Raw genomic sequence first — 20,456 nt, 5'->3', positions numbered from 1 at the left:
ATGACCGAGCCGCAGCACACCGAGAACTGGGGTTCCCCCCAGGCGGAGTCCGGGGCAGGGCCCTCCGTGCCGCAGACCCGCACGGCCCGCCATCGCCGGATCGTGGACATCCTCAACCGGCAGCCGGTGCGCTCGCAGAGCCAGTTGGCGAAGCTCCTCGCGGACGACGGACTCAGCGTCACCCAGGCCACCCTCTCCCGGGACCTGGACGAACTCGGTGCGGTGAAGATCCGCAACACCGGCGGCGAGCTCATCTACGCGGTGCCCAGCGAGGGTGGATTCCGGACCCCGCAGGCACCGCTGGGCGAGTCCGCCAAGGAGGAGCGGATGCGCCGCCTCTCCGGGGAACTGCTGATCTCGGCGGAGGCCTCGGCGAACCTGGTGGTGCTGCGTACCCCACCGGGCGCGGCCCAGTTCCTCGCATCCGCCATCGACCAGGCCGAACTTCACGCCATCCTGGGCACGATCGCGGGCGATGACACTCTGCTGCTCATCTCACGCGATCCGGCCGGTGGGCAGGCGCTCGCCGACCATCTGCTGCGGTTGGCACAGAAGGCGCGCTAGAACCGGGGGTCGTCAGCAGGAGGTGACCGGAGTGAGCGTGACCAGCGCCCTACGCGCCACGGTACGCAGCTTCCGGTCGCCGCCGCCCTGGCCGCTGCGCACCACCATGCCCTCCCGGTCCGCGCTGACCAGCTCTCCGCAGATCTCGGCCGTCGCCGTACGCACCCGGACCAGATGGTCGGGCGGTGCCCCGGCCGCCGTCCACGTCACCCCCACCGCCGAGGCCGCCAGGACCAGGCCGGCGACACAGGACACCGCGGCCCGGCGGATGGAGCGGGTGACGCGGACGGTCTCGTCCTCGGTCCACCTCCGCAGCGCCTGACCGCCGAGCACGATCTCACTGCCGGGCCGGCCGTGGGAGGCGCGTACGGCGAGAAGGGTGCCGGTCACCAGGAGGGCGAAGGCGGTCGTCACCAGCGCGGTGGCGGCGTACCGGGCCGGAGTGCTCAACTGCGCCAGATTGTCCTGTCCCTTGAGGACCACGAGCACGGCCAGCAGAGCGGTGAGACCGCTGAGCGCCGTCCGCCACCCCTCAGCCTGTCTGCGCAACTCAGGCAGCTGATGGAACTCCAGGTCACGGGCGAGTTCGGCCCAGCGGCGCGCCGACGGCGGGGGCGTCATGAGGCACTGCCGCCGTCGGTGTTCCCTGCCCCGGTGCGGATCCGCCAGCTCGCACCGCAGCCGACGAAGACGGCGTGAGCGGGCATCGACGGGTGCGCGTGGCCGCACTCGCAGAAGTGCACCTCGCCGCCGACCAGATCGGCCCCGGCGGCCACCGCTGACGACTGCGTGGCCTGGCGACCGTTGAGCCGCGACAGCGGACCCTTGGTCCCGGCACCCGGTATGCCGCGGCGGTATTCGGTCGTGGTCTCTCCATGGCAGCGGGGGCAGCAGCCCTGCACCAGGTATCCGCGGCCGTCGGGGGAGGCCCGCTGCACGAACGGCAGGTTCACCTCGCCGAGGTCCCGCTCGGCATAGACCGCGGCGAAGTCGTGTGGCTCGAGATCGCCGTGCGGGTGTTCATTCTGAGTCACCGTCGTCCAGCTCCAGTTCGAACATGGTGGCATACAGGGACAGCCGACTCCTCACCCAGGCCTCGGGCTCGCCCAACTGGGATGCGGCGAAGGCGATGTGGCGTCGGCTCACCGTGCCGCGCAGGGAGGGCAGATGTCCATCCAGGTGCTCGGTGAGGAGCGCCAGGTCCTGCCACAGCGGAACGGCGTCCACACCATCGGGGAGGTGCTGCGACGGTTCGAAGGGCAGGTACGGGACCAGACGTTCACGTACCTCGTTGACCGTCTCACCGAGTCTGGCCGCGATGCTGACCAGATCGAGTGGTGTCCGAGGTGCCTCGCGATGAGTGACGCGATGTGAGTCGGACAGCGCCAGGGCGTCTCGGACGTCTGGTGCAAGACCACGAAGCCGCTCCAGCGATCCGGCGTCCAGGACAGGTACGAGCGCACCGATCGGGCGCAGGGCGGCCAGCCGCTCGTAGGCGAAGGCAACGCCCTTTCCCAGGGCGCTGGCATACGCGATCAGGCCGTGTGCGCGCAGGGGTGCCCAGTACGGAGCGCCGTACGCGAAGTCGTGTTCGCCGTACTTGATGAGGGTCTCGATCTCGTGACCCTTGGGAATGAATCCCGCCAGTGACACCGGCAGTTCGGGCAGCACCAACCCGTATCGGTCGGCGGCCTGCCTGGCGATGACCCAGGTCCTCCCCAGGGACTCGCTGATGCCACAGGCGGCGGCGAAGAGTACGGCCGCGGTCGGCTCAGGGGCCGGATGGTTTCCTTCCTCGACATTCGGTTCCTTGCCGGACAGCACATACCGGGCGTGGAGCGGGAGCTCGTCCCACTCCACGATGACAGCCGACTGGTCGGGGACCGTGACGCCGATGCTGCGCAGTTCCTCGACGGCGAACAGGAACTCTGTCTCGTCCACTTCGGCCGCCAGCTTCGCGAGGGCGAGTGCTTCCAGATCCAGGCCGTCTTCGAGCCGGTGGCCTTCCCTCTGCGCCTCCCACACGAGGGCACCGGTGCCCTCGCCGGGAACGAGTTCGACCAGCTGCGCCTCCGCGTCGGTGAGCCGACGACGGAAGTCGATACCCACATGGGATGTGACCTCGGCGAGCAGGTCCTCGGTCTCGCCCAGGGGCAGCGCGTGGTCGCAGGCATAGTCCACGACTGCGCCCCAGCTCAGCTCCGATTGACCGTCCTGCCGTCGGCGGCTGAAGGTCCGCAGGAGGCCGACCACACCGTCGTCCAGCGCCGTCCATTTGGCCACCTCGGCGGCGGGAGGTGCCTCCCAGCCCAGCCACGAGAAGCGGGCGAGGCACTCGAGTACGTGAGCGGGCTCTGCACTGCTGCGATGGATGGCCCGCGCGACTTCGGACGGCAGCTCCACCCGCCGGATCCGCTGGCTGTAGCCCCGCCCCTGGATACGGAAGAGCTGATTGAGGTCGTCGGCCGTACACACGGTGTCCGCATGGTGCTCCGGGACGTGGGGCACCGGGATGGCGCCCAGGTGCCTGTAGCGGGCAAGCCGCAGGGCCAGCTCGCCGAGGGTCATACCGAGTTGCGCCGATGTGATGACCAGTCTCCCGCGGTCATCCATGCCGCTGAAGAGCCTTTCACGGGTGTGGAGGTCGGAGGGGACGACGCCGAAAAGGCGGGCGACGCTCTCGTCGGGCATGGTGAAGGCATGGGCGATCGCGAGGTCGATGTCGTCCGGTATCCAGTCGAGGTCGCCGCCGACCGTCGGCGGTGGACCCTCCTTGGGGTGCACCACACGCAACCGGCGTTGCCGTCCGATGACATGGGCGACGGGGAAGCCGTGCTCCGCGGCGTGGGCTATCACGGATGCCCAGTACCTGTCGGCGGCCCGCGATATCCCCGCATCACCCGGCTGCGGCACGGGATGGCCCACCAGACTTCGAGGGGCAGTGGCCGATAGGCGACCGCCTTGCCCGCCGAGCGCCGCCGATCTCCACGGCCCGTAGCGTTCGAGGTCTCCGTGGGGTGCCATAGGGCTCCTCACGTGTGTGATCACAGACCTGTCATGGGCGCACCAGCCGAGCTCATCAAGATCATGGACGGAACCGTCGTCCTCCGATCTCACGCGGATTCCCTTACCGCTCCACTGGTCCCACACGGTCCGCGCCGCGGGGAGGCTCTCGCTCTCCAGCAGCCAGAGCCATTCAAGAGTCAGTTCAGGCCACTCGGGAAGCTCTTGCGCGCCCCGGGCCCAGTTCTCCGCCATCCATTCGGTGTCATAGGCCAGCAACTCCCTGCGGTTCACGTTCAGCGTGCCGCGGTGCTCACCGGTGAGGTTGAGGACATAGCCCCAGGGAGCCTGGTCCGTGACGATGCCGTCGCAGAGAACGGCCCCCTTTCCGTGCACCCACCACAGCACGCCGGGAACGCCTTCCTGAGCGTTTGCCCACTGCCCGGAGGGGGCTTTGTGCAGGTTGCCGGGCTCCCAGCGCTCGGGACGGCCCGTCGCGTCACGTACCTCCAGGTCGAACTCGCTGACCGCGACCACATCACGCAGCGTCCGTACGCACGAGAGGGTTTCGGGTACGTCATCGCGCAGATAGAGCCGCACCAGCGTGCCGCCCGAGCCCAGACCGTCGGGCAGGGCATCGGCGTCCTGCCGCAGCCGGAAGAGCCCTCCGCTGCTCGGGACGTCCACCTGGAGCGCGTGCGGCGCCGGGATCCCGTTCGGCGAGACCTGCCGGGTCACGATCGTCATCTCGTCCGCGAGCATGAAGTAGCTCAGCACACCGATGCCGAACCGGCTGTTGGGGTAGAGACGCAGGCTCCGGTCGTGTCGCAGCCAGCTCGCCTGCTCCTGGCGGAACGACAGGGAGCGCTCGAAGCGGCTTCCGGCTCGCGCGAAGGTGCTCTTCAGCTCCTCCATGCCCATGCCGACGCCGTTGTCCCGGCACTCGATGAATCTGCCCCTGGCGTCCTCACCCGCCACGATGGTGATCCGGCCGGTCCAGTCGGCGGGCTGCTTCCCGCGACCGCGCAGATACCTCCACCGCATCGCGCGGTAGCGGCAGGCGTCCATCGCGTTCTGGTAGAGCTCCCGCAGGGCCAGCGCGGGATCCCCGTAGAGCTGCCGGCCCATGAGCAGTTCCCTTACCTCGGCCTGGGCGAGCTGGAAGCGCAGCAGCGGGACCTCGTAGGCCCTCTTGCCGTCCGTCACCCGTGGCCGCAGCCCGCGAGCCGTGACCCGGGTGGAGGTCCCGGCGAGCAGGGCCGACTCGGGGCCCGGCAGTTCGTCCGCGAGTCTGCGGGTCGCGTCGGCGAGCCGGTCGGCCCGCTCGGCGATCTCCACGAGCGCCGCGTGGACCGACTGGTGCCCGCACAGCCCGTCCAGGTGCAGCGCACCCCGGTCGGTCTCCCAGGCCACCGCGCGGGCAGTGGAGACGAGGTCCCAGGGGAGCACCGGGTCAGGGCCGGCGAGATGGTCGGCAACGACCTCGGGAAGGGTGCGGACGTCCACGGCGAGGGTCCCCGCCAGCCGTAGCAGTGCGGCCAGCGGTCGGACGCGCAGCGGCTGACGGCCTTCCGGCAGGGCCACCTTGTGCGGGAGAGAGTCCATGGAGTCGTCGATGGGCGGCTCCGGTGTCATGGCGGCGGCGATCGCCCGCAGCGCGCCGGACAGTTCGTGCACCCGGTCGGTGTGGACGTCGGCGGCGCCGAGCAGGTCCCGGGCGAACGCGAGTGCGAGGTCGGCCGGCACCGGCTCCGCGTCGGTCTCGAACCGCTCGGCGATCCAGCGGTGCACCAGCCAGAGCTCGATGGACTGCGCCTCGTCGTGGCGACCGCGCGCCACACAGCGGGCGTGCTTCTGCACCAGATACGGATGCAGCCCGCACACCTGCTCGAAGCGGTGGCGGTGCTCCGTGCCGCAGCGGTGGCCGTCGCCGGACACCCCGCCCAGCTCGGCCGCCTCGCTCAGCCGCTGCGCCCACGCCGCCTCGCGCAGAAACGGCGCCGCGATGACAGCCGCGAGCTCCAGGGCGGACAGACCGGGCTCCGGGGGCAGCAGCCGGGGAACGACCTCCCGGAGCAGCCGTAGGGGGAAGTGGTCGTCGACCCAGGGATCCTGGAGCCGCTGCTGGGCCTGGATGACCCGCCAGGCGCAGGACTTGACGAGCTCCAGCAGGCACTTCCGTATCCGGTCCGCCCCGTCGCCACCCTCGGTGCCGTCCGCCGCCACGAGCCGCCACAGCCGCTCGTCGACCACCGCCGACTGCCAGTCCTCCAGCAGCGGCCTGCCGTCGCTGATCTCCACGAGGTGGGTTTCCCCGTAGTGGATCCACGGCCGCTGCGTCAGACCGTGGGCGTGCGCATGCCGCACGGCATCTGCCTGCGCCGCCGTGAAGACCTCCTCGACGGTCCTGGGCTGCGTCATCGGGCCCAGGGCGTGCGCGAGGCCCTTGGTGAAGAAGCTGCCCTCGGTGCTGTACCCGCAGCGCTGGCCCGGCTCGCAACCCAGGATGACGGCGAAGCCCCTGCGTGGTGACTCCCTGAGCACCCGGCTGCCGAACCCGTCGGGCCCGTCGGTGGCGGAGCGGCAGGCGTCGACGACCCAGAGCACGGTGTCCGCCCGGCACTCCTCCAGGTAGTCGCTGATGTCCGCCGGCAGCAGCGAGTCCCGGTGCGCCCGCCGCCACTCGCCGTCGTCCTTCGGCGCTCGTGCGTCCGCGGGCACCAGGTAGTCCTCGTCGCCGATCCGGACGCCGTGTCCCGTGAAGTAGAGCAGCAGCGTGCCGTGCTCGGGAGCCGAGCGGGCCGCCTCGGAGATCCGCCAGATGATGTCGTTGCGATGTGCGGCGGCGAGTGTCTCCACCTCGTAGCCGACGCCTTCCAGCGCCACGCGCATGGCCTGGAGATCTGCCGTGACCGGTTCGTCCAGCGGCTCGAACACGCCGAGCGCCTCTTCGGCGCACTCGACCCCGATCAACAGCGCCTTGCGCGAACCCACCCGCACCCCTCCCCAGCACCAGGAGCCCATGATGGCACGTCAGAACCCCTGAAGAGGGCGGGAAGAGGCGGAGACGAGGCTGCGAAGAACACAGGTGCGAAGCGATGCCGGCGATGGCTACTCTCGTCGCTTCGCCGACGGACACGTCGAGGGAAAATGAGGGGAAATCGAGGGGGAGCTGACTGTGCACAACGCCGTGGTGACACCCGAAGGCGACCGGATGCGCTGGGTCGAGCTGCCGGGGAAGGAGCCGCCCCGCGTCTACGTGCACGGGCTGGGGGCCAGCTCACCCGCCTACTTCACGCAGGTCGCGGTCCATCCTCTGCTGGCCGGGCGCCGTTCGCTGCTGATCGATCTGCTGGGGCACGGCATCAGCGACCGGCCGACGGGCTTCGACTACACGCTCGAATCGCATGCCGACGCGCTCGCCGTGGCCCTGACCCGCGCGTCCGTCAGCGGTGCGGAGCTGATCGCGCACAGCATGGGCGGCTCGGTCGCCATCGTGCTGGCCGCCCGGCACCCGCATCTGGTTTCCCGGCTGGTCCTGGTCGACGCCAATCTCGATCCGCTCCGCCCCCTGCGCGGCACCGGGGGCAGCAGCGACATCGCCTCCTATACCGAGGGGGAGTTCCTCGCGGAGGGCTGGAAGGAGTTCCGTGACCGGGCGGGCGCACACTGGTGGGCCACGATGCGCCTGACCGGTCGTGCGGCCCTGCACCGCAGCGCCGTCCATCTCGTCCGTGGCACCACTCCCACCATGCGGGAGCTGCTGCTGGACCTGAGGATTCCCCGCAGCCACCTCCTGCCCGGGGCCGACGGTCCGCTGCCCGGGGCACGCGAGCTCACCGCAGCCGGGGTGTCCGTCGTCGCGATCCCGGACTGCGGGCACAACATCATGCTGGACAATCCGGAGGCCTTCGCGAGCGCCACCGCGGCGGCGCTCGCGAACTGACTCCAGGACCGGTCAGGCGGCCTTGCCGTCCGGGCGGAGCGGGACCGCCGCCAGGTGGCGGGCGAATCCGCTGGTCTGCCAGACGGCGCCGTCGGCGGTGACGGCGAAGCCCTCCGTGTCGGGGAGCCCCTCGAGCCAGTCGCGGGCCCGCTCGCCCATGGCGTACGCCGCCGTGGCCCGGGCGTCGGCCTGGGTGAGCCCCGGGCACACCACGGTCAGGGACGCGACGGCCCCCTTGGGGGGCCTGCCGGTGCCCGGGTCCACGATGTGGCAGCCGCGTTCGGCCGGACCCGACGTCGCGACGGCGAGGGTGCGGTGCGCCTCGACCACCGCGACGAGACCGCCGGGGCCCAGCGGATCGGAGATCCCGACCCGCCACGGGCCGCCGTGGAGCTGGATGTCACCACCGCCGTTGAGGCAGACCGCCGCGGCGCCGGACGACGCGAGCATCCGCACGGCGCGTTCCACCGCCCAGCCCTTGACCAGCCCGGTCGGGTCAAGGCCGCTGCCGTAGCGCGCGGTGAAGTAGCCATCGCTGAGCCGCTCCTCGGCGGCGCAGTGCCGCAGCACCTCGGTCACATCCGCGTCGCAGTCCTCCAGCGCGATCTCACCCCGGCCCAGCCTGCTGATCTGGCTCTGCGCCCGATAGGTCGAGAACACCTCGTCCACATGGTGCAGACCCTCGAGCGCGGCGGTCAGTCCGGCCCGTACACGCTGCTCGTCAGCCGCGCCGAAGGTGCGGACATCGAACGAGAACACCGTGCCCATCGCATGCTCGACATGGCGCAGCCGCCCCTGGCCCGCCGCCGTCACAGGCCGGCCTTGTCGATCGCGCTCTGGAGGGACTCGGCGTAGCCCTGGCTGGTGTAGGTGGCGCCGGAGACGGTGTCGATCTGGGCGCTCTGGGTGGCGACGGTGGCTTTGTTGAGCTGGGGGATGGCGTTGGCGGCGATCTTGCGGCTGTTGGGGTCGGTGTCGGGGGCTTTGACGGCTTCTGCCGCGGTGATCCGGCCGCCGTTCATGGTCAGCTTGACCTGTACGGGGCCGTACTGGGTCTGCGCCTCGTCGCCGACCACCGACTGACCGCCGGCGGGCTCGACCCCGCCGCCTGCGGGTGCCGACACTCCAGGCGCTTGAGCCCCACCGGCCTGCGACGACGCGCCCGCCAGAGGTGCGCCCGGCTGTTTCATGGCGAGCAGGAGTACCACCGCGGAGGTGGTGCCGGCGACGGCGATCATGATCCGGCGCAGGGGGTGCTTCCTCTTCACGGAGGGCCTCACATCTCGAAGGACTCGTGATGGATACGGCGGGCCGGTACGCCCGCCGCGCGCAGTGCGGAGTAGGTCTCCTCGGCGAGCCCGGGCGGCCCGCAGAGGTAGACGTCGTGCTCGTCGATGTCCGGGAGGACCTGCTGGAGCCGTTCGGTGCTGATCTCGGGTCGCGCACCGTCCGGACCGTTCACGGCGTACATCAGCCTGGCGCCCCGTACTTCGGCGATCTCCCGCAGCTCGCTCCACAGCGCCAGATCCTCGGTGCGTCCGGCCCGGTAGAGCAGGGTCAGATCGCCCGGGCCCCCGGGCAGGGTCTCGAACAGGGCACGCATCGGGGTGATACCGGCACCGCCGGCGATCAGCAGCACCTTGTTGCGGCTGCGCCGAGCGGCGGTCATGGCGCCGTACGGGCCCTCCGCCCACACCCTCGTACCGGGCTCCAGCCGGGACAGTGCGGTGCTGTGGTTGCCGGCCGCCTTGACGGTGATACGCAGCAGGTCAGGGCGCGGCGGAGCGGAGAGCGAGTACGGATTGGCGCTCCAGCGGAGGCTCTTGGTGAGGAACCGCCAGCGGAAGAAGTGGCCCGCCTCCGCGCCCAGCCTGTGCAGCCGCCGCCCGGTGATCAGCACGGACACCACCCCGGGCGCCTCCTCCACGACCGCCTCCACCTCCATGCGGTGCCAGAGGTTCAGCCGGACGGGGGCGAGTACCCGGTACCAGAGCAGCAGCGCCCCGACGGTTCCGTACATCACGTACCAGACGGTGCGTGCGGTCGGACTGGCCACGAACTCGGCGCCGGTGGCGAGCTGGTGCCAGAACGTCAGGTACACGGCGACATAGGTGAGCAAATGCAGGTAGTACCAGGCCTCGTAGCTCATCCGGCGGCGCACCATGCCGGCCGAGACAAAGCCGATCAGGAGGAAGAGCCCCGTGCCGATCGCGGCCTTGACCATCTCGGGGAAGTCGACCACGACGGTGACGGACTGTTCGACGAATCCGGTACGGGCCTGGACCGCGTAACCCCAGACGGTCAGCACGACGTGGGCGACGATCAGACTGATCGCGTACCGCCCGCTCATCGCATGCCAGCGGGTGGCCCGGTCGGAGCCCACACGCCGCTCCAGCGCAGGTACACGGGCCATCTGGAGCACCACGAGCGCGATCATGTAGCCGCCGAGCAGCCCGGTGATCCGGCCTCCTCCGATCAGCCACTGCGCCGTGTCCATCCGTACGACCGCGGTGTTGTCCCACCACAGCCACAGCACGGCCAGCGCTCCCGCCCACGCCAGCCCCAGCAGCATCGCTGCCGGATTCCGGCGCGGCTGGATCGCGCGCATGGTCTGGCGCCTTGCGGCCCGACCGCTCTGAATCATCGTCGCCACGGCTGCTCCTCGGCTCCTCCGTATCGCTCACGTGAATACGGAGCAGGGCACCGAGAAGTTCAATCACGGCGGACGGGTGCCGCGAATCCCGGCCGGCCGGGCCGCGGCCGGCCGGGGAGGGTCTCAGCTGGTACGGGCCGGGAGGGGGAGCGGCAGCGCGGGCAGTCCGTCGAGGCTCACGCCGACGTGCGGCTTCTGCTCGCAGTACGCCGCGAACTCCTCGTCCGTCTTGCGTGCGAGGTGCTCCGCGTGCTGGGTGCGCTCCTCGCGGTAGTCCATGAACGGGACGGCGAAACCGCAGGCATCGCCGATCCGCAGGGCGCGTACGACGATGACCGCGCGGGCACCGGCGCCGTCGGCCTCCCCGAAGAGCGGGATCAACTCCGCCCACCGTGGATCGTCACGGAAGACCGCTTCCCCCTCGCCGTGCACCCGCAGCACCTTCGGCGCCCCGCTGAAGGCGCACCACATCAGCGTGATGCGGCCGTTCTCCCGGAGGTGTGCGATGGTCTCGGCGCCGCTGCCGCCGAAGTCCAGATAGGCCAGCGTCAGCTCGTCGATGACGACCAGGGTGCCCTTGCGGCCCTTGGGGGAGAGATTGATGTGACCGTCGCCCGTGAGCGGTGCGGTGGCGGTGAAGAACAGGGGCTGCTCTTCGATGAACGTGCGAATGCGGCCTTCTATGCGTTCATACGTCTGTCCCATGGATTCAAGTATCCGCGAGGGAAGCGCGCGGACAGGCCTAGCGGATACCGGCCTCCCGGCGCAGCCACTTCATCGCCCGATCGCTGAACAGACTCGTGCACTGGTCCAGTAGTTCGGCGATCTCGGCGCGGTCGTGACGCTCGACGGCGCCCGGTATCCACTGCTGGACGGCGGGCACCGCGAGGGCGCTGAGCCTCGGTTCGGTGTCGTTCAGCAGGCGCACCGCCGCCCGAAGGCAGGCCGCGGGACTGTGGGCGCGAAGCAGCCGGAACGCCGCGAGCCGGGTGTACACGGGCCGGTCGGCGGCGAGCCGGTGCAGTAGCCGGTCCTCGGGGAGCCCGTCCGCGAACGGAAGCAGCGCCGTGGCCGTCTCGCGTGCCACGGCGGGCGCCGGGTCATCGAGCAGCGGAAGCAGCCGTGCCGTGTGGGTCGCGTCGATGGTGAGCAGTACGCGCAGTCCGGCGACCGCGCGGGCGCGCACCGGGGCGGCGGGATGGGCGAGCAAGGGCCAGAGCAGCTCGGTGTCCTCGGGCCTGCCGCACTCGGCCAGCCCGAGTGCGGCCCAGGGCGCCGAGCCCAGGGCACGGGGGTCCGCGCAGAGCTCCCGGTACACCGCCAGCGGCTCCTGGCCGCCCTGCCGGAGTACGTAGCGGGCGCAGGCCCGCACCATCCCGGAGCGGTCGGTCAGATAGGGCGCTGCCTCGGCATGCCGCCCCGCCCGGCGCAACGCGGTGACGCCCGCGGATCGCGCCCGGGGCTGCCGCGAGGTGAGCAGGGGGCGGAGTATCTCTTCCGGCACCTCGTCCGGGGTGCCGTTCCGAATCCGGGCGAGTGCCGCCTCCGCGCAGAGGTCCTGGATCAGCACATCCGTGTCCTGGGCGGCGATGGACGCCAGCCGGGCGGGTGAGAGCAGCCCCTCATCGACTGCGAGCCGGTGGATGGTGCGGCGGGTCGCACGGTCCGGGGTGAGCAGCAGCCGCTCGACCGTGGCACGGTGCCGGGCCTGGCGCAGGTGCCGGTCGACGAGCTCCCGCGCGAACTCCCCGTGCCAGCGCCGTGCGAGGCGTACGACGAGTACGGTGAGGTTCTCCAGAGCCCCGCCTTCGACGGATTCCAGCTCATCCGTCAGCAGTGTGCGGGCTCTCTCGCGTACCGGTTCGGCCCAGTCCGAGCAGCGGACCGCCACCAGCGGCAGCAGTGCGGGCCGGCCGGCGGCCCAGTTCAGCGCGGCGTACCGGATGCGCTCCTTCGGATGGCACAGTCCGAGGACGACCTCGGACTCGCCGGGCGGGCGCGGCCTCCACAGCGGTCTGCGGCCGTCCATGCGGGCCGCCGACGGCAGCGTTCCGGGCCGGGTGATCGCGAACTCGCGCACCACACGGTCAAGCCCGGTCCAGACCCGCTGGTCGGCCACATCCAGCGCCAGCCGGACCGGGACCCCGGCCGTCAACCGCTCCACCGCCGCCCAGGCCGGATGCCTCGTCTCTGCCCTGCCCCCGTTGTGCATGCCGCGGAGCATAGGCCGGTGCGGGAGGCCCGCGCCTCCGCAATCCCGCGCAGGACCTGCCTGCATTGACAAAACATACAGAGGTCTGCATAGTTATACCCATCACGTCATGCACCGTAAGGAGAAACCCGTGACCGAGCGCGTCGTACTCGCCTACTCTGGCGGTCTGGACACCTCCGTCGCCATCGGCTGGATCGCCGAGGAGACGGGCGCCGAGGTCATCGCCGTTGCCGTGGACGTCGGCCAGGGCGGCGAGGACCTGGACGTCATCCGCAAGCGCGCGCTCGCCTGCGGTGCCGTCGAGGCGGAGGTCGCGGACGCCAGGAACGAGTTCGCCGATGAGTACTGCCTCCCGGCGATCAAGGCGAACGCCCTCTACATGGACCGCTACCCGCTGGTCTCCGCCCTCTCCCGGCCGACCATCGTCAAGCACCTCGTGGCCGCCGCGAAGAAGCACGGCGCTTCGATCGTGGCCCACGGCTGCACCGGCAAGGGCAACGACCAGGTGCGCTTCGAGGCCGGTATCGCCTCCCTCGCGCCCGACCTGAAGTGCATCGCCCCGGTCCGTGACTACGCCATGACCCGGGACAAGGCGATCGCCTTCTGCGAGGAGAAGCAGCTCCCGATCGCGACCACCAAGAAGTCCCCGTACTCCATCGACCAGAACGTCTTCGGGCGCGCCGTCGAGACCGGCTTCCTCGAGGACATCTGGAACGCGCCGATCGAGGACATCTACGAGTACACCTCCAACCCGGCAGCCCCGCGTGAGCCCGACGAGGTGATCGTCTCCTTCAAGGAGGGCGTCCCGGTCGCCATCGACGGGAAGCCCGTCACCGTGCTGCAGGCCATCCAGCAGCTCAACGAGCGTGCCGGCGCCCAGGGCATCGGCCGGATCGACATGGTCGAGGACCGTCTTGTCGGCATCAAGTCCCGCGAGGTCTACGAGGCCCCGGGCGCGATCGCGCTGATCACCGCCCACCAGGAGCTGGAGAACGTCACGGTCGAGCGGGAGCTCGCCCGCTACAAGCGGCAGGTCGAGCAGCGCTGGGGCGAGCTCGTCTACGACGGCCTGTGGTTCTCGCCGCTCAAGCGGGCCCTGGAGGGCTTCATCAACGAGGCCAACCAGCACGTCACCGGCGACATCCGGATGACCCTGCACGGTGGCCGTGCCGTTGTCACCGGCCGGAGGTCCGAGCAGTCGCTGTACGACTTCAACCTCGCCACCTACGACTCGGGCGACACTTTCGACCAGTCCAAGGCGCAGGGCTTCATCGACATCTTCGGCCTGTCGTCGAAGATCGCCGCGAAGCGCGATCTCGCCTGATTCCATACGCGTACCGCCGCCGCCTCCCCGCCGGTCAGTGGCAGGGAGGCGGCGGCATATCCAAAGCCCGGCACGGGTTCGGCACGTCTTGAGGAGCAACAGCTGTGAGCAGCAACAACGGTGACGTCCGGCTCTGGGGCGGCCGGTTCGCCGACGGTCCGTCCGAAGCGCTGGCCCTGCTGTCCGCGTCGGTTCACTTCGACTGGCGACTCGCGCCGTACGACATCGCGGGTTCCCGTGCCCACGCCCGCGTCCTCCACAAGGCGGGCCTGCTCACCGCCGACGAGCTGGAGAGCATGCTCGCCGGGCTCGACCGGCTCGAAGCGGACGTGGCATCGGGCGAGTTCACCGGCACCGTCGCCGACGAGGACGTCCACACCGCCCTGGAACGCGGGCTGCTGGAGCGGCTCGGCCCGGACCTGGGTGGCAAGCTGCGGGCCGGCCGGTCCCGCAACGACCAGGTCGCCACCCTCTTCCGGATGTATCTGCGCGACCACGCCCGGATCATCGGAGGACTGATCGCCGACCTCCAGGAAGCGCTGGTCGGGCTTGCCGAGGCACACCCGGACGTCGCCATGCCCGGCCGCACCCACCTCCAGCACGCCCAGCCCGTGCTGTTCGCCCACCATGTGCTGGCCCATGTCCAGGCACTCTCCCGGGACGCCGAGCGGTTGCGGCAGTGGGACGAGCGCACGGCGGTCTCCCCGTACGGCTCCGGCGCGCTCGCCGGGTCCTCGCTGGGGCTCGACCCCGAGGCGGTCGCCCGGGACCTCGGCTTCGAGCACGGCTCGGCCGGCAACTCGATCGACGGCACGGCATCCCGTGACTTCGTCGCCGAGTTCGCCTTCATCACGGCGATGATCGGTGTGAACCTGTCCCGTATCGCCGAGGAGATCATTATCTGGAACACGAAGGAGTTCTCCTTCGTGACCCTCCACGACGCCTTCTCCACCGGCTCGTCGATCATGCCGCAGAAGAAGAACCCGGACATCGCCGAGCTGGCACGGGGCAAGTCCGGCCGCCTCATCGGCAATCTGACCGGGCTGCTCGCCACTCTCAAGGCACTCCCGCTCGCGTACAACCGCGACCTCCAGGAGGACAAGGAGCCCGTCTTCGACTCCTGCGACCAGCTGGAAGTGCTGCTCCCCGCCTTCACCGGGATGATGGCGACGCTGACCGTCAACCGGGAGCGGATGGAAGAGCTCGCCCCCGCGGGGTTCTCGCTGGCCACCGACATCGCCGAGTGGCTGGTCAGGCAGGGTGTGCCGTTCCGGGTCGCGCACGAGGTCGCGGGCGAGTGTGTCAAGGAGTGCGAGGCGCGTGGAATCGAGCTCGACCAGCTCACCGACGACCAGTTCGCCAAGATCTCCCCGCATCTGACGCCCGAGGTCCGCACCGTGCTGAACGTCCCGGGCGCGCTGGCCTCCCGCAGCGGGCGGGGCGGCACCGCACCATCGGCCGTCGCCGTCCAGCTCGCCGAGGTCAAGGCGGACCTGGCCACTCAGCACGCCTGGGCCGCCGCCAAGCGGTAGCCGGGCTGCCCGGGCAAGCCGGCGACAGGCTGTCGACATGCCGGCGGCATGAGGTGACGCGTTCCGGCCGCATGGGCAGGGCCCTGTCGGAGAGCGGCCGGACGCGAGATATCTTGATGTCGAGCAATGTTGCAGACGTGGAGACGTGGAGCGGAGCGCACGGTGACTGACTCGACCATCATCTATACGCACACTGACGAGGCTCCGGCCCTCGCGACGTATTCGTTCCTGCCGGTGATCCAGGCGTACGCCGAGGCCGCCGGGGTCACTGTGGAGACCCGTGACATCTCCCTGGCCGGACGGATCATCGCCGCGTTCCCGGAGAGCCTCGAGGAGAGCCAGCGGATCGGCGACGCCCTCGCCGAGCTCGGTGAGCTGGCCAAGACGCCCAGTGCGAACATCATCAAGCTGCCGAACATCTCGGCATCGATCCCGCAGCTGAAGGCGGCCGTCGCCGAGCTCCAGCAGCAGGGCTACGCGCTGCCGGACTACCCGGACGACCCGAAGTCGGACGAGGAGCGCGACGTCCGCGCCCGTTACGACAAGATCAAGGGCAGCGCCGTCAACCCGGTCCTGCGCGAGGGCAACTCGGACCGCCGCGCCCCCGCGTCGGTCAAGAACTACGCCAAGGCCCACCCGCACCGCATGGGCGCCTGGACCCCCGAGTCCAAGACCAATGTCGCCACCATGGGCGTGGACGACTTCCGGTCCACCGAGAAGTCCGTGGTGATCTCCGCGGCAGGCTCGCTGCGTATCGAGCTGAAGGGCGACGACGGCTCCACCACGGTGCTGCGTGAGTCCGTGCCGGTCCAGGCGGGCGAGGTCGTGGACGCCTCCGTGATGCGGGTCGCCGCGCTGCGCGAGTTCCTCACCGCGCAGATCGCCCGGGCCAAGGCGGAGGGCGTGCTGTTCTCCGTGCACCTCAAGGCCACGATGATGAAGGTCTCCGACCCGATCGTCTTCGGCCACGTGGTGCGGGCCTTCTTCCCGAAGACCTTCGCGAAGTACGGCGAGGTGCTCGCCGCCGCGGGCCTCACCCCGAACGACGGTCTCGGCGGAATCTTCAAGGGCCTGGAGGGGCTTCCCGAGGGCGCCGAGATCAAGGCGTCCTTCGACGCCGAGCTCGCCGAGGGCCCGGAGCTGGCCATGGTCGACTCCGACCGCGGCATCACCAACCTGCATGTCCCGTCCGACGTGATCGTGGACGCCTCCATGCCGGCCATGATCCGCACCTCCGGCCACATGTGGGGCCCGGACGGTCAGGAGCACGACACCATCGCCGTCCTCCCGGACAGCAGCTACGCCGGTGTCTACCAGGTCGCCGTCGACGACTGCCGCGCCAACGGCGCCTACGACCCGTCGACCATGGGCTCGGTCCCGAACGTCGGTCTGATGGCGCAGAAGGCCGAGGAGTACGGCAGCCACGACAAGACCTTCGAGATCCCGGTGACCGGCACCGTCCGCCTGGTCGACGAGGCCGGTGACGCCGTCATCGAGCAGACGGTCTCCGCCGGCGACATCTTCCGCGCCTGCCAGACCAAGGACGCCCCGATCAAGGACTGGGTGAAGCTGGCCGTCACCCGCGCCCGTGCCACCGGCGACCCGGCGGTGTTCTGGCTGGACGAGACCCGCGCGCACGACGCCAACCTGATCGCCAAGGTCAAGCAGTACCTGACCGAGCACGACACCGAGGGCCTGGACATCAGGATCCTCTCCCCGGTCGAGGCGACCAAGCTCTCCGTGGAGCGCATCCGCCGTGGCGAGAACACCATCTCGGTAACCGGCAACGTGCTGCGTGACTACCTCACCGACCTCTTCCCGATCCTGGAGCTGGGCACCAGCGCCAAGATGCTGTCGGTCGTCCCGCTGATGGCGGGCGGCGGCCTCTTCGAGACCGGCGCCGGCGGCTCCGCCCCGAAGCACGTCCAGCAGCTGGTCAAGGAGAACTACCTGCGCTGGGACAGCCTGGGCGAGTTCTTCGCGCTCGTGCCCGCCCTGGAGCAGTACGCGAAGGCCACCGGCAACGCCCGCGCCCAGGTGCTGGCCGACACGCTCGACCGCGCCACCGGGACCTTCCTCAATGAGGACAAGTCGCCGAGTCGCCGCCTCGGTGGCATCGACAACCGCGGCAGCCACTTCTACCTGGCCCTCTACTGGGCCCAGGAGCTGGCCAGGCAGACGGACGACGCGGAGCTCGCCAAGGCGTTCGCCCCGCTCGCCCAGACGCTGACCGAGCAGGAGTCCGCGATCGTCGACGAGCTGATCGCGGTCCAGGGCTCCCCGGTCGACATCGGCGGCTACTACCAGCCCGACCCGGCCAAGGCCGCCGCCGTCATGCGCCCGTCGGCGACCTTCAACGAGGCGCTCGCCGCCCTCGTCTGACCCTGGGGCCGCGGACACCTCCGCAGCACCCGAACCGCCCCCGGCCCGGCTCTCCGCCCGGCCGGGGGCGGTCGTGTCACCGCGGGCTACAGCGCCTCAGCCCAGTCCGCCAGGGCGGCGAAGTCCGGCCGGGCAAGCCCTATGCGGTGGTCGATGTGCATCAGCAGGGCGCCGGACGGGTGGCGCTGGTCCACGTACTCCCGGTCCAGCCCGGTGATCTCGTCATCGATCCAGGCGAAGGGCCGCCCCACCGCGTAGTCGAGCACGTACTGCGTCTTCCAGAACGTGCCGCGCGGCGAGGCTCCGTGCATCACCGGCCAGTCGATGTACGGCAGCGCGGGCAGCCCGAGATGCGGCCCCACCCAGACATTCGCCTCGTCCTTCCAGGTGGTCGCCCACACCAGTTCGTACCACCGCGACAGCGCCAGCAGTTCCTCGCCGTGCCCGTGGTTGAGCCACACCCGCAGTGGCTTCGGGCCCGACCAGCCACTGGGGCGCATGCGGTGCGTCGTATAGCCATCGGGCCGTCGCTCGGGTTTCCCCCCGTACGGATTCAGCGGTCCGTCGATGTCGATCAGCAGCAGCGGTTTCATTTCCTTATGATCCTTTTCAGTCCTCTGTGAGGCGTTGAAATTTCGAGTGAGACATCAACGTCTCATTTGGTGTATGCTTGTCTCATGGCCATGGATCGTGAACAGGTGCTGCGCGCTGCCGCCGCCCTCCTCGCCCGCAAGTCGACCGCCACGATGGACGAGGTCGCACGCGCGGCGGGCATCGGGCGCGCCACCCTGCACCGGCATTTCGCTGGGCGCAGCGCCCTGGTCAAAGCCCTCGAATCGCTGGGTATCCAGGAATTCGAGGCGGCGATCGACCGGGCCGGGATCGACCGCGGCGACACGGTCGACGGGCTCCGCCGGCTGATCGCCGAGATGGAGCCGGTCGCGGACCTGCTCGCCTTCCTCGTCACCGAGAACGAGCTGTTCGAGGGGGACGAGATGGACGAAGGCTGGGCGAGGCTCGACGCCCGCGTATCCGCTCTCTTCCGGCGAGGCCAGGAGGAGGGCGCTTTCCGGATCGACCTCTCGGCCGCATGGCTCACCGAGGCGCTCTACGGCCTCATCGGCAGCTGCGCCTGGGCCGCGATGGACGGCCGGGTCGCCAAGAACGACTTCCAATTCATGATCGCCGAGCTGCTGCTCGGCGGAGCACGACGGAGTGTGCAGAAATGACCACCGGTACCGCCCAGCGCACGAGCGGGACGGACAACACCGTATACCGCCCGGGGCGTTGGCTCGCGCTGGCGGTCCTGGTGCTGGCCGTGCTGCTGGTCGCCGTCGACGCGACCGTGCTCGGTCTCGCGACCCCGTTCCTCAGCGAGGACCTCGAGCCGTCCGGCAACCAGCTCCTGTGGATCGGCGACGTCTATTCGTTCGTCATCGCCGGACTGCTGGTGTCGATGGGCAGCCTCGGCGACCGAATAGGCCGCAAGAAGCTTCTGCTGACCGGGGCCACCGCCTTCGGCGCGATTTCCGTCCTCAACGCGTACGCCGGCACCCCCGAGATGATGATCTTCGCCCGGGCGCTGCTCGGTGTCGCCGGTGCCACATTGATGCCGGCCACCCTCGCCCTGATCCGCAACATCTTCCACGACCCGCGCGAGCGCAGTATCGCCATCGGCATCTGGGGCGCCATGGCATCGGCGGGCGCCGCGGTCGGCCCCGTCGTCGGCGGATTCCTGCTGGAGCACTTCTGGTGGGGCTCGGTCTTCCTCATCAACCTTCCGGTGATGGCCGTCCTGGTCCTCGTCGGCATCAAACTCCTGCCGGAGTCCAGGAACCCGGTCGCCGGGCCCTGGGACCTGGCCAGCGTCGCGCTGTCCCTCATCGGCATCGTCGGCGTCGTGTACGCCATCAAGGAAGCCGCGAGCGAGGGCCCCACCTGGGCTGCCGGAGCCGCCCTGCTCATCGGTGCGGGCGCGCTCCACGGCTTCGTCCGCAGGCAGCTCTCCCTGCCCGCGCCGCTGCTCGACATGCGGCTGTTCCGCCACCGGGGCTTCTCCGCCGCGGTTCTCGCCGACCTGCTGACCATCCTCGGGCTGTCCGGGCTGGTCTTCTTCCTGTCCCAGTTCCTCCAGCTCGTCCAGGGCAGGCAGCCGCTCGAAGCGGGACTCGCGGAACTCCCCGCCGCGATCGGCGCGGTGGTCACCGGTCTGATCGCGGGCCGGTTCGCCCGGCGGTTCTCCGTACGGTCCGTGGTCGCCGGCGGACTCGGCGCCGTGGGCCTCGCGCTCGCCGTACTGACCGTGATCGGCCAGTCCACCGGCTACCCGGTGCTCGGTGCCGCCCTGCTCGTGGTGGGTGCCGGCGCGGGATTCTCCTTCACCGTCACGGCCGACGTCATCCTCTCGGCCGTACCCAAGGAGCAGGCCGGAGCCGCGTCCGCGGTCTCCGAGACGGCGTACGAACTCGGTGCCGCACTCGGTATCGCGCTGCTCGGCTCGATCGTGACGGGCGTCTACCGCGGCTTCACCGTTCCGGCCGGAGTGCCGTCGGACGCGGCGTCCGCGGCTCATGAGTCGCTCGGCGGCGCCGTCGAGACCGCGGCCTCGCTGCCGCACGAGCAGGGCGCCGCGCTGGTCGGTGCCGCCCAGGACGCGTTCGTGGAGGGGCTCAGGCTCGCCTCGGGCGTGGGCGCGGCGGTCCTGGTGGCCACCGCGGTCGCGGCGTGGTTCCTGCTGCGCGGCCAGAAGCTGTCCGACGGCGTCGAGCACTGACGCCCGGTCGTATACGAGAGCGGAACGAGACGCACGGACACACGGGGCACACGGCTCTGCTCGACGC

16 protein-coding genes are annotated in these 20,456 nt (G+C 70.3%); 7 read left to right on the top strand and 9 right to left on the bottom strand.

Going from position 1 to position 20,456, the window contains the following annotated elements:
• On the top strand, positions 1–564 hold the full coding sequence (locus ACFV6V_RS19870; RefSeq protein WP_385566607.1) for an arginine repressor: 564 nt from the start codon (positions 1–3) through the stop codon (positions 562–564).
• A 12-nt stretch (positions 565–576) separates the two neighbouring features.
• Here ACFV6V_RS19870 and ACFV6V_RS19865 read toward each other — a convergent pair whose 3' ends face one another.
• From ACFV6V_RS19865 to ACFV6V_RS19855, 3 genes are read right to left on the bottom strand one after another with little or no spacing between them, the layout of a single operon-like run.
• Positions 577–1,185, bottom strand: coding sequence for a hypothetical protein (locus ACFV6V_RS19865; protein WP_385566604.1), 609 nt, complete (start codon positions 1,183–1,185; stop codon positions 577–579).
• Positions 1,182–1,598, bottom strand: a complete 417-nt coding sequence (locus ACFV6V_RS19860; protein WP_385566601.1) for a hypothetical protein — start codon at positions 1,596–1,598, stop codon at positions 1,182–1,184. Before ACFV6V_RS19860 ends, ACFV6V_RS19865 begins: the two co-directional genes overlap by 4 nt.
• Positions 1,585–6,561 carry a caspase family protein gene (locus ACFV6V_RS19855; RefSeq protein ID WP_385566599.1) on the bottom strand — a complete coding sequence of 1,659 codons (4,977 nt, stop codon included), beginning with the start codon at positions 6,559–6,561 and terminating at the stop codon, positions 1,585–1,587. The genes ACFV6V_RS19860 and ACFV6V_RS19855 overlap by 14 nt, the downstream gene beginning before the upstream one ends.
• Positions 6,562–6,745: 184 nt before the next feature.
• Here ACFV6V_RS19855 and ACFV6V_RS19850 point away from each other — a divergent pair, with 184 nt between their 5' ends.
• Positions 6,746–7,513: an alpha/beta fold hydrolase gene (locus ACFV6V_RS19850; protein WP_385566596.1), complete on the top strand. Its 768-nt coding sequence runs from the start codon at positions 6,746–6,748 to the stop codon at positions 7,511–7,513.
• A gap of 12 nt (positions 7,514–7,525) precedes the next feature.
• On the opposite strand, the gene ACFV6V_RS19845 is transcribed toward ACFV6V_RS19850, so the two are convergent.
• The 5 genes from ACFV6V_RS19845 to ACFV6V_RS19825 form a co-directional block, all read right to left on the bottom strand.
• The gene (locus ACFV6V_RS19845; RefSeq protein WP_385566740.1) at positions 7,526–8,281 is read right to left on the bottom strand and encodes an FAD:protein FMN transferase; all 756 of its coding nucleotides are present in this window, start codon (positions 8,279–8,281) and stop codon (positions 7,526–7,528) included.
• 41 nt (positions 8,282–8,322) lie between these two features.
• Positions 8,323–8,781: an FMN-binding protein gene (locus tag ACFV6V_RS19840; RefSeq protein WP_385566594.1), complete on the bottom strand. Its 459-nt coding sequence runs from the start codon at positions 8,779–8,781 to the stop codon at positions 8,323–8,325.
• An 8-nt stretch (positions 8,782–8,789) separates the two neighbouring features.
• Positions 8,790–10,166 carry a ferric reductase-like transmembrane domain-containing protein gene (locus ACFV6V_RS19835; protein ID WP_385566591.1) on the bottom strand — a complete coding sequence of 459 codons (1,377 nt, stop codon included), beginning with the start codon at positions 10,164–10,166 and terminating at the stop codon, positions 8,790–8,792.
• Positions 10,167–10,289: 123 nt separating this feature from the next.
• Positions 10,290–10,871: a pyridoxamine 5'-phosphate oxidase family protein gene (locus tag ACFV6V_RS19830; protein ID WP_385566588.1), complete on the bottom strand. Its 582-nt coding sequence runs from the start codon at positions 10,869–10,871 to the stop codon at positions 10,290–10,292.
• Positions 10,872–10,908: 37 nt separating this feature from the next.
• Entirely contained in the window at positions 10,909–12,378 is a 1,470-nt protein-coding gene (locus tag ACFV6V_RS19825) for a hypothetical protein (protein ID WP_385566586.1), read from the bottom strand.
• A 130-nt stretch (positions 12,379–12,508) separates the two neighbouring features.
• Between ACFV6V_RS19825 and ACFV6V_RS19820 the strand changes: the two genes are divergently transcribed.
• The 3 genes from ACFV6V_RS19820 to ACFV6V_RS19810 all read left to right on the top strand — a co-directional run bounded on the left by ACFV6V_RS19820 (position 12,509) and on the right by ACFV6V_RS19810 (position 17,616).
• The gene (locus ACFV6V_RS19820; RefSeq protein ID WP_385566583.1) at positions 12,509–13,702 is read left to right on the top strand and encodes an argininosuccinate synthase; all 1,194 of its coding nucleotides are present in this window, start codon (positions 12,509–12,511) and stop codon (positions 13,700–13,702) included.
• Between the two features lie 104 nt (positions 13,703–13,806).
• A complete protein-coding gene (gene argH, locus ACFV6V_RS19815; RefSeq protein ID WP_385566582.1) occupies positions 13,807–15,234 on the top strand; it encodes an argininosuccinate lyase in 1,428 nt (475 codons plus the stop codon).
• Between the two features lie 162 nt (positions 15,235–15,396).
• Positions 15,397–17,616, top strand: a complete 2,220-nt coding sequence (locus ACFV6V_RS19810; RefSeq protein ID WP_385566579.1) for an NADP-dependent isocitrate dehydrogenase — start codon at positions 15,397–15,399, stop codon at positions 17,614–17,616.
• An 86-nt stretch (positions 17,617–17,702) separates the two neighbouring features.
• Here the strand turns inward: ACFV6V_RS19810 and ACFV6V_RS19805 are convergent, their stop codons facing one another.
• Positions 17,703–18,209, bottom strand: coding sequence for a hypothetical protein (locus tag ACFV6V_RS19805; RefSeq protein WP_385566577.1), 507 nt, complete (start codon positions 18,207–18,209; stop codon positions 17,703–17,705).
• Positions 18,210–18,293: 84 nt separating this feature from the next.
• Here ACFV6V_RS19805 and ACFV6V_RS19800 point away from each other — a divergent pair, with 84 nt between their 5' ends.
• Positions 18,294–18,845, top strand: a complete 552-nt coding sequence (locus tag ACFV6V_RS19800) for a helix-turn-helix domain-containing protein (RefSeq protein ID WP_361285736.1) — start codon at positions 18,294–18,296, stop codon at positions 18,843–18,845.
• Positions 18,842–20,389 carry an MFS transporter gene (locus ACFV6V_RS19795; protein ID WP_385566574.1) on the top strand — a complete coding sequence of 516 codons (1,548 nt, stop codon included), beginning with the start codon at positions 18,842–18,844 and terminating at the stop codon, positions 20,387–20,389. Before ACFV6V_RS19800 ends, ACFV6V_RS19795 begins: the two co-directional genes overlap by 4 nt.
• Positions 20,390–20,456: the final 67 nt, after the last annotated feature.

It is taken from the genome of Streptomyces sp. NPDC059828, assembly GCF_042731955.1.
In the GTDB taxonomy this organism is placed as follows: Bacteria; Actinomycetota; Actinomycetes; order Streptomycetales; family Streptomycetaceae; genus Streptomyces.
This window is presented reverse-complemented; position numbering and strand designations above follow the sequence as displayed.

Excerpts from the sequence above, each read along its gene's own strand:
- ACFV6V_RS19870 (WP_385566607.1), top strand. The coding sequence starts at position 1 with ATGACCGAGCCGCAGCACACCGAGAACTGGGGTTCCCCCCAGGCGGAG.
- ACFV6V_RS19865 (WP_385566604.1), bottom strand. The coding sequence starts at position 1,185 with ATGACGCCCCCGCCGTCGGCGCGCCGCTGGGCCGAACTCGCCCGTGAC.
- ACFV6V_RS19845 (WP_385566740.1), bottom strand. The coding sequence starts at position 8,281 with ATGGGCACGGTGTTCTCGTTCGATGTCCGCACCTTCGGCGCGGCTGAC.
- ACFV6V_RS19830 (WP_385566588.1), bottom strand. The coding sequence starts at position 10,871 with ATGGGACAGACGTATGAACGCATAGAAGGCCGCATTCGCACGTTCATC.
- ACFV6V_RS19825 (WP_385566586.1), bottom strand. The coding sequence starts at position 12,378 with ATGCACAACGGGGGCAGGGCAGAGACGAGGCATCCGGCCTGGGCGGCG.
- ACFV6V_RS19805 (WP_385566577.1), bottom strand. The coding sequence starts at position 18,209 with ATGAAACCGCTGCTGCTGATCGACATCGACGGACCGCTGAATCCGTAC.
- ACFV6V_RS19800 (WP_361285736.1), top strand. The coding sequence starts at position 18,294 with ATGGCCATGGATCGTGAACAGGTGCTGCGCGCTGCCGCCGCCCTCCTC.
- ACFV6V_RS19795 (WP_385566574.1), top strand. The coding sequence starts at position 18,842 with ATGACCACCGGTACCGCCCAGCGCACGAGCGGGACGGACAACACCGTA.